Raw genomic sequence first — 12,999 nt, 5'->3', positions numbered from 1 at the left:
GCGCGGCTTGTTCGGCAGCAGGGGCTCGATCAGCCGCCACTCCACTTCGCTCAGATCGTATCGCGCCATCCCAGGCTCCTTTCGGAAGCCTTGAATCAAGCGTCGACCTCAGCCGCAACCTTTATGGGTTCAGAACCTAGCGGCCCGCCACCTGCAGGAAGGCGCGGCCGGCGGCGAAGTCGCCGACCTCCACATAGGCGCGGCGGACCGTGTCGCCCGGGAAGAGGAAATCGACGGCCACGGCCTCGCGCGGATCGAGGCTCGCCAGTTCGGCGCCGGCGGCGTCGGGGAAGCGGAACGCCCAGCCGACGGCCTCGCCCTTGGGCAGCAGGTCCGATCCGGCCGGCGCGCGCCCCGCGGCGGCATAGGCCTTCTGGGCGGACGGCGGCGGCAGGCGGCGCGCCAGGGGCAGGCCCGCGGTCGATCCGCCGCCGAAGCGGTCGAGGTAGGGCTGGCTGGCGCGGGTGTCGTCGCGCAGCACCAGGCGCGCGGCGTAGGGCTCGGCCCCATCCGGGAAGACGGCCACGGCGACCAGGGCCTCCCGCCCTTCGCGGCCGGCCAGGCCAAAGGCCATCCGGCCGTCTCTTTCGGGAACCGGCCCGAAGCTGGTGTCCTGGGCCAGCCGCCAGCGCGCGGCGCGGCCGAGATTGCGGTCGGCCGCCCAGCCGGCCACGTCGCCGGCGTAGTTGAGCCGGGTCATCCTGGCGTAGCCGGAAAACGCGCTTCTCACCCGCGCCGCGGCGGTGGCGATGTCGGGGGAACGGCAGTCGGCGGCGTTGGCCTTGGCGCGGGCCGCCTGCTCCGTCTGACGCAGGGACGCCGACGAGGTTCCCGCGCGCAGGGCCGCGCCACGGGCCTGCGCGGTCCCGGCGGCCAGGGCCGCGGCCACCTCCGGCGCGAACAGTCCGCAGCGCTGATCCGCCGCCGACATGACCGCACGCTCGTAGAAAAGGTCAGCCGGCTGCGCTTGCGCGAAGCCGGGCAAGGCGACCGAAGCCACCCCCATCAACCCCATCCACCGAGACGCCGGCCGCGCTTTTCTGCGCGTGCTCTTCATGCGTCGTCCGTTTTCGTTCTGGTCACAGGACCAATGCGTGGAGTAGCGCAGGCAGCGTTGCCACTCCGTTACCGGTCGCCGGAACCTTCACCGTATGCTGCTTTCCACCGACATCTGGGTCAGCGCCCTGATCCGCCGGGCCGAGCTTTCCGGCGCCTTCGGCATGGTGATCCGCAAGGGCGATGCGCGGGCCGGCGCGGTGCTGGTCAAGGTGCTGAACCGGCCGCAGGGGACCGCCCGGCTCTATGCCGAGGCCACGCGGCTGGACGGCGAGCGGGTGTGGATGCAGCCGGTCCCGTCCGAGCAGGAGCGCGACCTCGACGCCTACATCGAGCGCGCCGCCCGCGTCGACCCGGACGTCTGGGTGGTGGAGGTCGACGACCGTCAGGGCCGCCATTTCCTGACCGAGCCTGTGGAGGGCGGCTGAGCCGGCTGCGACCTTTCGCCGGTTAACCGCCTTCGTGCACGCCGACGTAAGCCTGCGCGTGGCACAAGCCGGGCCTCACCCCAGAAGGTCCCCAAGGCCCCGCTCCCGCCATGCTTTTCCTGCTCAACGACGCTGTCCTTCGCCTCGACGGGGTCGCCATGGATGCACGGCTCGACGGGCAGCGGATGCTCCGGCTCTCCTTCCCGGAGATCCTGCGGATGGGCCAGGAGCTCTACTCGCGCGAACCCCTGCTGCAGCGGACCAACCCCGAGCGGGCGCGGCGGCTGGCGGCGCTGATCAGCGCCAAGGCGCCGATGATCAATGCGGCCCTGTTCGTGGCGCCCTCGCTGGGCTGCGCGGCCGGTGAGGTGACGGTGCGGTTCGTGGCCTGCGAGTTCGAGGTCCTGGCCCAGCTTCACAACATGCACCGCGACGGGCGGCTGGACGCCATCGGCGTTGACCGGATGATCTGGCGACGACTGGCGGCGTAGCGGCCGCGGGCTTACCCTGCCGCGGCGAAGTGGCGAGGCGCCCATGGTCGACAAGATCACCCCGTTCCTGATGTTCGAGGGCCAGGCTGAGGTCGCGCTCGACTTCTATGTCGGCCTGATCCCCGGAGCCGAGGTGAAGCGGCTGGAGCGCTACGGCCGCGGCGAGCCGGGGGCGGAAGGCAAGGTGCGCATCGCCTTCTTCAGCCTCGCCGGGCAGGAATTCATCTGCATCGACAGCCCCGTGCATCACGAGTTCGGCTTCACGCCCTCGATCTCGTTGTTCGTCGACTGCGCGGACGAGGCGGAGATCGAGCGTCTGTTCGCGGCGCTGGCCGAGGGCGGCGTCGTGCGCATGCCGCTGGACAACTACGGGTTCAGCCTGAGGTTCGGCTGGGTGGACGACCGCTTCGGGGTGTCCTGGCAGGTCAACCTGCCGGCGAGTTGACGGCCCGATTCACGACGGGGGCATTTGCGAAAGGGCGGCGCACACGCTACCTGCCCGCCCATGACGACTTCCCCCGCCGCCGAGGCCGCCCGCCGGCGGACCTTCGCGATCATCTCCCATCCCGACGCCGGCAAGACCACGCTGACCGAGAACCTGCTGCTGGCGGGCGGGGCGATCCGCGCCGCCGGCGCGGTGCGCGCCCGCGGCGAGAACCGCCGCACGCGATCCGACTGGATGAAAATCGAGCGCGAACGGGGTATCAGCGTCTCCGCCAGCGTGATGACGTTCGACCACGACGGGCTGATGTTCAACCTCCTGGACACGCCGGGCCACGAGGACTTCTCGGAGGACACCTACCGCACCCTGACCGCCGCCGACGCCGCGGTGATGGTGCTGGACGCGGCCAAGGGGATCGAGCCGCAGACGCTCAAGCTGTTCGAGGTCTGCCGCCTGCGCGACATCCCCATCGTCACCTTCATCAACAAGATGGACCGCGAGGCGCAGGACCCCTTTGAGCTGCTGGACGAGATCGCCTCGAAGCTGGCCCTGGATCCCTCGCCGCTCTACTGGCCCGCCGGATCGGGCGGGCGGTTCAAGGGGATGCTGGACCTGCGCGCCGACCGCTTCCTGCCCTTCGCCAAGAAAACCGGCGGCGCGGCTCCAAAAAGCGGAAAGGTGGACGAAGGCCATCCGCCGGCCATCGCCTTCAAGGGCAACGCCATCGTCAGCTACCTCGACCCCGAGGAGCAGGAGGAGCTGAGCGAGAACGCCGAGCTCGCGCAGGGCGGCCTGAAGGCCTTCGACCCGCAGGCCTTCCTGGAGGGCCACATGACGCCGGTGTTCTTCGGCTCGGCGCTGCGCCACTTCGGGGTGGACCAGTTGCTGGAGGGCCTGGGCGCCTACGCCCCGCCGCCCAAGGCCGTGGCGGCGGTGAAGAACGGCGAACCGACCCATGTGGCGCCCGGCGACCGGGAGGTTTCGGGCTTCATCTTCAAGGTCCAGGCGAACATGGACCCCAACCACCGCGACCGTATCGCCTTCCTGCGCCTGACCTCCGGCGAGTTCGAGCGGGGCATGAAGCTGAAGGTCCAGAACACCGGCCGCCAGCTATCGGTCAACGCGCCGATCATGTTCTTCGCGTCCGACCGCGAGCTGGCCGAGGACGCCTTCGCGGGCGACGTGATCGGCATTCCGAACCACGGCGTGCTGCGCGTCGGCGACAGCCTGTCGGAGAGCGGGACCCTGCGCTTCGCGGGCCTGCCCAACTTCGCGCCGGAGATCCTGCAGCGGGTGCGGGTGAAGGACCCGCTCAAGGCCAAGCACCTGAAGAAGGCGCTCGAGGGCCTTGCCGAGGAGGGCGTGACCCAGCTCTTCCGCCCGACCATGGGCGCGGACTTCATCGTGGGCGCCGTGGGCCAGCTCCAGTTCGAGGTGATGGCCGACCGGCTGGCCAACGAATACCAGCTCGAGGTGATCTTCGAGGCCAGCCCCTACGCCGAGGCGCGCTGGATCGACGGCGACAAGGCCGACCTGGAGGATTTCCAGGGCAAGCACCGCAGCCAGATGGCGGTCGATATCGACGACCAGCCGGTGTTCCTGGCCAAGACCGCCTGGGAGACCGGCTATGTCTCCGAGCGCTATCCCAAGGTCGCCTTCGCGCGGTCGAAGGAACGGGCCTGAAGGCGGTGGCGGCGGGCGCCCTGATCTATGGCGCGCCCGCGCCCGGGCTGGCGGAGGTCCCGGCCGGAGCCGTGCAGCTTTCGCCGCTGATCCCGGGGTCGGCGGACATCGCGGGCCTGGCGGACGCCTCGGCGGAGCGCGCGACGATCCTGGCGCCGCCGGGCACTCTGGAGCGCGACTTCGTGCTCGCCCAGGCGCTCAGGGTGCTGAAACCCGGCGCGCCGATCCTGGCCTTCGCGCCGAAGGACAAGGGCGGTTCGCGGCTGAAGAAGGCTCTGGAGGCGTTCGGCTGTACGGTTACCGAGGACGCGCGCAAGCATCACCGCTTCTGCCACGCGGCGCGGCCGGCGAAACCCACCGGGCTGGCCGCGGCGATCGAGGCCGGGGCGCCGCGGATCGTGGAAAGCCTGGGCCTCTGGTCGCAGCCGGGCGTGTTCAGTTGGGACCGGCCCGATCCGGGCAGCGTCAGGCTGCTGGAAGCGCTGCCGGCGCTCAAGGGCCGGGGTGCGGACCTTGGGTGCGGGATCGGCGTGCTGGCGCTCAAGATCCTGGCCTCGCCGGCGGTCACGGCGCTGGCCTGCGCCGACATCGACCGGCGCGCGGTGGACTGCGCCCGACACAACCTCGACGACCCGCGGGTCTCGGTCGCCTGGGCCGACCTTCGCCGGCCGCCGGAGGGGCTCGCCGATCTCGACTTCGTGGTCATGAACCCGCCGTTCCACGACGGCGGGGCGGAGGACCGCGCCCTGGGCCAGGGCTTCGTCGCCACCGCCGCCGGGCTGCTGCGCAAGGGCGGCGTCTGCTGGCTGGTCGCCAACCGGCACCTGCCCTACGAGGCGGGGTTGAAGGCCGCCTTCGCCGGCGTGACGCTGCGGGCCGAAGGCGGCGGCTACAAGGTCTATGAGGCGCGCAAGTGAGCGCCAAGCTTCCCATGGCCAGGCTCGACCGGCTGCTGGCCAACCTGGGCTACGGCTCGCGACGCGAGGTCACCGACCTGGTCGCCCGCCGGCAGGTGGTGCTGGACGGGGCGGTGGTGAAGGACGCCGGGGCGCGGATCGCGGTCGGCGCCGACCTGCCGGAGCGGATGACGGTCTCCGGCCAGCCGCTGGACCCGCCGGCGCCCCTGACGCTGCTGATGCACAAGCCGCTGGACGTGGTCTGCTCTCACCGCGAGCCGGGGCGCAGCGTCTATGAACTGCTGCCGCGCCGCTGGCAGGGGCGGATGCCGGCGCTGTCGAGCGTGGGCCGGCTGGACAAGGACACCTCGGGCCTCCTCCTGATCACCGACGACGGGCCGTTCCTGCACCGGGTCATCTCGCCCAAGGCCCATGTGGCCAAGCGCTATGTGGCCGCCCTCGACCGGCCGCTGCGCGGCGACGAAGCCGCGGTGTTCGCCGCCGGGACCCTGATGCTGGAGGGCGAGAGCGACCCCCTGGCGCCGGCCGTCCTGGAGGTGCTGGGGCCGGCCGAGGCGCGGCTGACCATCACCGAGGGGCGCTACCACCAGGTGCGGCGGATGTTCGCCGCCGTGGGCAACCACGTCACCGCCCTGCATCGCGACCGCATCGGCGGGCTTGGCCTGCCCGGCGAGCTGGAGCCCGGCGCCTGGCGGATCCTGACCCCGGCCGAGCAGGCGTCGCTGTTCGCCTGAGCGGCCACGCCAGCGCCGCTCACCCCTACTGTCATCCCGGTTTCGCGGCACGCGAAGACCGAGACCCATAAACGCGAGCATTCGGAATGGCGCACAGCGCCGCCGCCGCGATCTAACCTGCTGGGCCGGTGTCTATGGGTCCCGCACATGGGCTGCGCCCATTCCGGGATGACACCGATTTGGGGTCTCGCCATCACCTCGCGGAACCGCGGTTTCCGTCGCGCTTTACTGTGGAGAGTAAGACACGGTTAACCATACTTAGGAAATTAACCACTTGTTTACGATCGCGGCTCCGGCTTTGCTCATATCCGTCAGGACGCGAGGTCTTCGTCTCATCGCGGGACGCAAGACCAACGGGAGCGGCGGAATGTTCGAGTTGGGGCGCGAGTTCATCAAGCTGTTCGCCGGCGATCGGCTCAAGGCCCATGCGGACGGCCTGACCGGCGGCGACGCGAGCCTGCTGGAACTGCTCGACCTCAACCTGCTGCGCCAGGAAGCCAAGGCCGCCGACGTGGCCGCCGGCCGGATCAGCGCCCAGGACAAGGCCCAGCGACGCCTCGACGCCGCGGTGGTGTGGCGCGAAGTCGCCCGCCGCTCGGGCGATGCGGTGGCGCTGCGCAAGGCCGCCTGCGCCGCGGAGACCGCCTGCGCCGCCCTCGATCCCAACCGCCGCCCCGACGCCTGGGCCCGCGCCCGCTGCGAGCAGGCCTTCGCAGGCCTCCTGGGCGCGGAGCTGTTCGGCGATCCCGGCCTCGACGCCGCGGCCGCCGCCACCTTCCGCGAGGCGCGCGGGGTCGCGCGCGGCGGGCTTTCCGCGGCCCTGGCCGACGTGGGCATGGCCCTGGTCGCCGGCCGCGAAGAACTGGGCAAGGGCGACGCGGCGACCGCCTGGAGCGCCTCGGCGCGCTTCAACGCCCCGATCGCCGCCATGGACGCCATGACCCGCCGCTCCGGCGCCGCCCGGCCGCTGGCTGCCGAGGCGCGGCTGATGCGCGCCGACCTGCTCTGCGGCTGGGGCGCGCGGTTGAAGGACGAGACCCTGCTGCGCGCGGCCATCGATGACGCCGCCGCCGCCGCCGACCGTCTGGACCTGGCCTATGAGCCGCTGACCTGGGCCCGCGCCGAGATCCTGCGCGGCCAGGGCCTGGCGCTGTGGGGCGAGGCGACGGGCGACATCGACGCGGTGGCCGCCGGCGCCACGACGCTCGCCGGCGCGCTGGACCACCTGACCCGCGACCACAGCCCGCTGGACTGGGCGCGCACCCAGATCGCCCTGGCGCACGCCCTGCAGACCCTGGGCGAGGCCAGCGCCGACGAGCGCGCCTACGAACAGGCGGTGACCTGCTACGACCGGGCGAACCTGGTGCTGAAGGATGCGCCGGCGACGCCGCTGCGCGGGCTCGCGGCCGGAGAGCGGGCCATGTGCCTGGCGCGCTCGGCGGAGCTGACCGGCGACTTGGCCGTGCTCGACACCGCCGAGACGGCGCTGAAGATCGAGCTTTCCACCCTGCAGCCGCGGCGCGATCCGGTGGCCTGGGCCCTCGTGCAGCTCCATCTCGCGCGCCTCTACGAGGCTCGGGCGGACATCACCGGCAAGGACCGCGGCGAGCGGGCGGCGGCGGTCCTGGCGCTGGACGCCGCGCTCGAGGTGTTCGGCGACCACGGGCTGCGCTCGTTGAGCGTGATGGCCGGCGAGGCCCTGGAGCGGCTGCGCGCCGGGCCGGCGCCCAAGCGCACGGCCGTTTGACCGTCCGACCTGCGGGGCTTCTCAAACTAGCCGCCGCCGTGCCAAGCTCCCGTCTGAAGGGGAGAGCCATCATGACAGCCAAGTTCGCCGTCCTCGCCGCCGCCGCGATCGCCGGATGCGTCGCCGTCAGGTCCGCCGGAGCCGAGGGCGAGCACGTCTGGGTCGAGGCGCCCACCGTCGCCGACATCGCCGCGGCCTATCCCGCCCGGGCCAGGGCCGCCGGGGTCGGCGGCCAGGTGGAGCTGACCTGCGAGCTGGCCCGCGATGGCCACCCGCGCGACTGCGCCGCCCTGAAGGAGACGCCGGGCGGCTACGGCTTCGGCGCCGCCGCGGCCAAGCTCGCCACCCGGCTGAAGGTCAGCGACCAGGGCCTGACCAACCAGAACATCTTCATTCCCGTCAGCTTCGACGCCGCGGTGCTGAAGGGCGAGGCGACGGTCACCAAGCCCGCGTGGGCGGCGGTGCCGTCGGCCCAGGACTTCCAGGCGACCTTTCCCAAGACCGAGAACGGCGTGAACCACGTGCGCGTGGTGCTGGGCTGCACGGTTCAGGCGGGCGGCGTGCTGGGCGGCTGCGCGGTCGCGCAGGAGGATCCGCCCGGCCAGGGCTACGGCGACGGCGCGCTGGCGCTGGCGTCCAAGTTCCGGGTGGGGCCGTGGAGCCAGGACGGCGCGCCGACCGTGGGCGCCCGCATCCGGCTGCCGATCCGCTACGAGCTGACGCCGGTCAAGCAACAGTAGCCTTTAGCGGCCCCGCCACCAGCGCAGGCCTACCTTCTCGGCGGCGTCCAGCAGGGCGTGCAGCGCTACCCCCATGGCTCCCAGCACGACCAGGGCGGCGATCATCTTGGCGGTCTGCAGCCTGTTGCCGGCGTCGAGGATCTGCCACGCCAGGCCGCGCACCTTGCCGGAACCCGCGCCGAACTCGGCGACCACGGCGCCGATGATGGCGAGACCCGCTCCGACCTTGTGGCCCTCCAGCAGGAACGGAACCGCCGACGGCAGCTTCAGCCGCATCGCGCGCTGCCAGCGCGTCGCGCCATAGAGGTCGAACAGCCGCTCCAGGTCCGGGTCGGCGGCCTTCAGGCCGGACACGGCTCCGGAAAAGATCGGGAAGAACGCCACCAGGACGGCCAGGGCGATGAGCGCGCGGTGCGGATGGTCCAGTCCCGACCAGATCAGCAGCAGCGGCGCGATGGCGACCACGGGCGTCACCTGGATCACCGACGCCAGCGGCCGGATTGCGCGCTCCGCCAGGGGACTTAGCGCCACCGCGACCGCCAGGGCCTGGGCGATCAGACTGGCGATGACCAGCGCCAGGAGCGCGACGGACAGGGTGCTCCAGGCGGCGATGACCAGGGCCGGGAAATTCTGCGCCAGCGCCAGGGCGACGCTCGACGGCGGCGGCAGCAGGTAGAGCTCCACGTGCAGGGCGCGGCAGGCGACCTCCCACGCCGCGAGCAGGACGCCCAGCAGCGCGAACGGCGCGATGGCGTACAGGAACCGGCTCATGCCGCCATGCCTTGCGCCAGCATCCCCGACACGGCCTCGACCTGGGCGCGGAAGGTCTCGGTGGTGCGGAAGTGCGCGGGCCGCGGCAGGGGGCCGGTGACCGCCACCTCGCCGGCGACGCGGCCGGGCCCCTTGGTCATCACCACGACGCGCGAGGCCATGTAGACGGCCTCCTCCACATTGTGGGTCACGAAGACGATGGCGGGTCGGGTCTCGGCCCAGAGCGCCAGGACGTCGTCGGCCAGGGCGCGGCGGGTGATCTCGTCGAGGGCGGCGAAGGGCTCGTCGAGCAGCAGCAGCTTTGGGCCCGTCACCAGGGCGCGGGCCAGCGAGACCCGCATGGCCATGCCGCCGGAAAGCTGGGCGGGCCGTGCGGCCTCGGCGCCGGCCAGGCCCACGCGCCCGAGCGCGGCGTCGGCGCGGCTCGCCGCCTCGGCGCGGGCGACGCCCGCCAGCTCCAGCGGCAGGGCGGCGTTGGCGCGGGCCGATAGCCAGGGCGCCAGCGTCGGGGCCTGGAACACCACCGCCGTTTCGCCCCGGCCCGGCGTACGGACGGCCTCGCCGCGGGTGGGCGCTTCCAGCCCGGCCAGCAGGCGCATGGTCGTGGACTTGCCGCAGCCCGAGGGGCCCACCAGGCCCACGATCTCGCCTTCGCCGATTTCCAGGGTAAAGGGCCCCAGCGCCCGCCCGCGCGGATAGTCGACCTCGACGTTTCGGAGGGCGGCGACAGTCAAAGAAAAACCTCTCCCGCGAAGCGGGCGGAGGGGGACCGCGAAGTGGTGGAGGGGGCGCTGCCGGCGCACGGCCCCAACGCCCCCTCCGTCGCGTTCGCGACACCTCCCCCGCACGCTGCCGCTACGGGGGAGGATCTGAAACGGAGGGCTGCGATCGTCAAAGCTACTTCGCCGGCGGGGCCACGAACTGCAGGGTGTAGGCCTTCTTGTAGTCGAGGGTCTTGGGGTAGACGCCGGCGCCGGAGGCGACATCGAACAGGGTCTGCCAGCGGGCGTCGGTCATGGTCCCGATGCCGATCCCCCCTTTCGCGCCTGGGGCGGCGTCGCCGCCGTCGGCGATGCCGTTGGCCTTCAGCTTGGCGCGCGCCTGGTCGAGGACGTCCTGGGTCATCTCGGGGTTGTCCTTCTTGATCAGGGCGTCGGCAGGCCGCGGGTCGCCGTTCAGATAGTCGTTCCAGCCCTTGGCGGTGGCTTCGACGAAGGCCTTCACGGCGGCCGGGTTCCGGGCGATCAGGGCGTCCGGCGCGAGGATCATGGTGGCGTAGCCGGGGTAGCCGTTGTCGGCGAGCAGGAAGACCTTGGGCTTCATCCCGGCCTGCTTCTCGATGGTGTAGGGCTCGGAGGTCAGGTAGCCCTCCTGGACGGCGCGCTTGTCGGCCAGGAACGGGCCGTTGTTGAAGGTGTATTTGCGCACCTGGTCGTCGTTGAGGCCGTACTTGGCCTTCAGCCACACCCAAAAGGTGCTCACGGCGGCGTCGCCCAGCAGCACCGGGTGGCCCTTCAGGTCGGCCAGGCTGTTCACCCCGGCGTCCGGGTGGGCGATCAGCACCTGCGGGTCCTTCTGGAAGACCGCGGCCACGGCCTTCACCGGCACGCCTTCCTGGGCGAGGTTCAGGACCACGAAGCCGTTGGAGCCCACGCCCATGTCGATGGAGCCGGCGGCCAGGAGCTGGGGCACGTTCACGCCCGGGCCGCCCTGGACGATCTTCACGTCGAGGCCGCGCTTGGCGTATTCGCCCTCGGCCAGGGCTTCGTAGAAGCCGCCGTGCTCGGCCTCGGCGCGCCAGTCGGTGGCGAAGCGGATGGGGGTGAGGCCGGCGGCGGCGGGCGCGGCCTCCTTCTTGGCCGGCGAGCAGGCGGCAAGGGCGAGCGCCGCGGCCACGGCCATAGGTCGAAAGAGTTTCATCGTCGCCCCTCGCTCAAGCTTTCGCGAACCTAGGGTGCTGCGGCGTCGGTTGGAAGGGTCGGAGGCCGGGCGGCCGCCCGCCCCGCCGTCGGCTACGCAGACGCCTCGCCGCTGCGCGGCGGAGGAGCACAGCGCCCATAGCAAGAGGGCGGCGCTCCGGTCGCCCGGGGCGTCGCCCTCTCATCCAGATCCGTTGGGGGATCTGTGCCTTCCAGGTCGATCGCGCTCTCGGTTCACGGGGTCGCCCCCGCTGGTTTTCCATCGCGTCCGGTGTCTCAGGAAGTCCGTCCCGGGTTGCCCCGGTCCTCGCCTCTAGAAACCTTCTGCTCGCCTTGGCTTCCAGGTCCGCCGTTTCCGGTTTCTCCGTCCGCCCGCGCCGCAGTCCCTCTCGGCAAGCGAACGGTGCGCCCATCCTTAATATCCGGCAAGCGGCTGTTTGGGCCGGGATGTGAGCGGGGTGTCAAAAACCGGTGAACAAGCGGTGCATAACCTCGGGTGAATTCCGAATTCCTGAAGCCTTTTCAAGGCTTGATTCGATCCACAGGAAAGCGGCGTCAGGCCGGTTTGCCGGTCTCCAGGGCCTCGCGCCGCGCCTCCAGCGAAAGCCACTCGTCCTCCGCGGAGGTGAGCTGTGTACGGAGGGTCTCCAGCTCCGCGGAGAGGCGCTGGAAGGCGGCCGGATCGCGCCCGTAGAGGCCCGGGTCGTCGAGGCGGGTCTCCAGGCCCGCGACCTTCGCCGGCGCCTGGGCGATCAGGGCTTCGAGCTCGGCCAGGCGGCGCTGGTCCTTGTAGCTGAGCTTCGCCCGGGCCGGCTCGGCGCGGGGCGCGGGCGGGCTCACGGCCTTGGGCGGCGTGGCGGCGGTGGTGGTCGCGCGGCCGAAAAAGCCGGGGTTCTGGGCCACGAAGTCCTGCCAGCCGCCGGGGGTCTCCACGGCGTTGCCGCGCCCGTCCAGGCCGATGGTCGAGGTCGCCAGGCGGTCGATGAAGTCGCGGTCGTGGCTGACCAGGATCAGGGTGCCCTCGTAGTCGGCCAACAGGTCCTCGAGCAGGTCGAGGGTGTCCATGTCGAGGTCGTTGGTGGGTTCGTCCAGCACCATGACGTTGGCGGGCTTGGCGAGCGCCACGGCCAGCAGCAGGCGGTTGCGCTCGCCGCCCGAGAGGCTGCGCACCGGCTGGCGGAGCTGCAGCTCGCTGAACAGGAAGTCCTTGGCGTAGGAGACGATGTGGCGCGGCTCGCCGCGGACCATGATCTGGTCGCCGCCCTTGGGCAGCAGCACCTCGCGCAGGGTCATCTCCGGCTTCAGCGCGCCGCGCGCCTGGTCGATGTAGTTGATCTCCAGGTTGGTCCCCAGCTTCACCTCGCCCGCGTCGGGCGGGATCTCGCCCAGCAGGACCTTGACGAGCGTGGTCTTGCCGGCCCCGTTCGGCCCCACCACCGCCACCCGGTCGCCGCGCAGGATGCGGGTGGAGAAAGCCTTCAGCAGGACGCGCTCGCCGAACGCCTTGGAGACGCCGGCAGCCTCGACCACCCGCTTGCCGGAGACGCCGGAGGAGGCCAGGCCCATGTTCAGGTCGCGGCGGGTGTCCTTCAGCCGGTCGGCCTTGTCCTGGCGCAGGCTCTCCAACCGCCGGCGGCGGCCCTCGTTGCGGGCCCGGCGCGCGGTGACGCCGCGGGCCATCCAGTGCTGCTCGCGGGCGATGTAGCGGTCCAGCCGCCGCGCCTCCTCGGCCTCGGCGGCGACGATCTTCTCGGCCCAGTCGTCGAAGGCGCCGAAGCCCTGGTCGAGGCGCTTGACCTGCCGGTACTCCAGCCAGAAGCAGCGCTTGGTCACCCGCTCCAGGAAGGCGCGGTCGTGGCTGACGATCAGGGCGGCGGCCTTGGAGGCCGAGAGCTGCGCCTCCAGGGTCTCGATGGCCAGGATGTCCAGGTGGTTGGTGGGCTCGTCCAGCAGGATGACGTCGGCGTCCTCGGCGAAGGCGCGCGCCAGGTCCGTACGCCGGATCTCGCCGCCGGAGAGGCCCTGGGTGGACTTCTCGGGGTCGAGGCCGAAGGCGGTGATCGCCGCCTCG

At 71.8% G+C, this 12,999-nt stretch carries 13 protein-coding genes; 8 read left to right on the top strand and 5 right to left on the bottom strand.

Features of this window, described 5'->3' with window-relative positions:
• Positions 1-136: 136 nt before the first annotated feature.
• Positions 137-1,006, bottom strand: a complete 870-nt coding sequence (locus VNW53_RS00450) for a hypothetical protein (protein ID WP_325552836.1) — start codon at positions 1,004-1,006, stop codon at positions 137-139.
• A gap of 145 nt (positions 1,007-1,151) precedes the next feature.
• Between VNW53_RS00450 and VNW53_RS00445 the strand changes: the two genes are divergently transcribed.
• The 8 genes from VNW53_RS00445 (at position 1,152) to VNW53_RS00410 (ending at position 8,238) form a co-directional block, all read left to right on the top strand.
• Positions 1,152-1,484, top strand: a complete 333-nt coding sequence (locus tag VNW53_RS00445; protein ID WP_325552834.1) for a DUF1491 family protein — start codon at positions 1,152-1,154, stop codon at positions 1,482-1,484.
• A 110-nt stretch (positions 1,485-1,594) separates the two neighbouring features.
• Entirely contained in the window at positions 1,595-1,975 is a 381-nt protein-coding gene (locus tag VNW53_RS00440; protein WP_325552833.1) for a hypothetical protein, read from the top strand.
• Positions 1,976-2,018: 43 nt separating this feature from the next.
• Entirely contained in the window at positions 2,019-2,420 is a 402-nt protein-coding gene (locus VNW53_RS00435) for a VOC family protein (RefSeq protein ID WP_325552832.1), read from the top strand.
• Between the two features lie 60 nt (positions 2,421-2,480).
• Positions 2,481-4,100, top strand: coding sequence for a peptide chain release factor 3 (locus tag VNW53_RS00430; protein WP_325552831.1), 1,620 nt, complete (start codon positions 2,481-2,483; stop codon positions 4,098-4,100).
• A 5-nt stretch (positions 4,101-4,105) separates the two neighbouring features.
• Positions 4,106-5,017: a class I SAM-dependent methyltransferase gene (locus VNW53_RS00425; protein WP_325552829.1), complete on the top strand. Its 912-nt coding sequence runs from the start codon at positions 4,106-4,108 to the stop codon at positions 5,015-5,017.
• Positions 5,018-5,031: 14 nt separating this feature from the next.
• On the top strand, positions 5,032-5,751 hold the full coding sequence (locus tag VNW53_RS00420) for a 16S rRNA pseudouridine(516) synthase (RefSeq protein WP_325552837.1): 720 nt from the start codon (positions 5,032-5,034) through the stop codon (positions 5,749-5,751).
• A gap of 367 nt (positions 5,752-6,118) precedes the next feature.
• Entirely contained in the window at positions 6,119-7,498 is a 1,380-nt protein-coding gene (locus tag VNW53_RS00415; RefSeq protein ID WP_325552827.1) for a hypothetical protein, read from the top strand.
• A gap of 71 nt (positions 7,499-7,569) precedes the next feature.
• On the top strand, positions 7,570-8,238 hold the full coding sequence (locus VNW53_RS00410) for a TonB family protein (RefSeq protein WP_325552826.1): 669 nt from the start codon (positions 7,570-7,572) through the stop codon (positions 8,236-8,238).
• A gap of 3 nt (positions 8,239-8,241) precedes the next feature.
• On the opposite strand, the gene VNW53_RS00405 is transcribed toward VNW53_RS00410, so the two are convergent.
• The 4 genes from VNW53_RS00405 to VNW53_RS00390 form a co-directional block, all read right to left on the bottom strand.
• Complete coding sequence (locus VNW53_RS00405; protein ID WP_325552824.1) at positions 8,242-9,009, bottom strand: ABC transporter permease; 768 nt, start codon at positions 9,007-9,009, stop codon at positions 8,242-8,244.
• The gene (locus VNW53_RS00400) at positions 9,006-9,743 is read right to left on the bottom strand and encodes an ABC transporter ATP-binding protein (RefSeq protein ID WP_325552822.1); all 738 of its coding nucleotides are present in this window, start codon (positions 9,741-9,743) and stop codon (positions 9,006-9,008) included. Before VNW53_RS00400 ends, VNW53_RS00405 begins: the two co-directional genes overlap by 4 nt.
• 163 nt (positions 9,744-9,906) lie before the next feature.
• Positions 9,907-10,929, bottom strand: a complete 1,023-nt coding sequence (locus tag VNW53_RS00395; RefSeq protein WP_325552820.1) for an ABC transporter substrate-binding protein — start codon at positions 10,927-10,929, stop codon at positions 9,907-9,909.
• Positions 10,930-11,483: 554 nt separating this feature from the next.
• Positions 11,484-12,999 (bottom strand): ATP-binding cassette domain-containing protein (locus VNW53_RS00390; RefSeq protein ID WP_325552819.1); only part of this gene is annotated, 1,516 nt, incomplete at its 5' end.

The sequence above is a fragment of the Phenylobacterium sp. genome (assembly GCF_035569475.1).
Lineage (GTDB): Bacteria > Pseudomonadota > Alphaproteobacteria > Caulobacterales > Caulobacteraceae > Phenylobacterium.
This window is presented reverse-complemented; position numbering and strand designations above follow the sequence as displayed.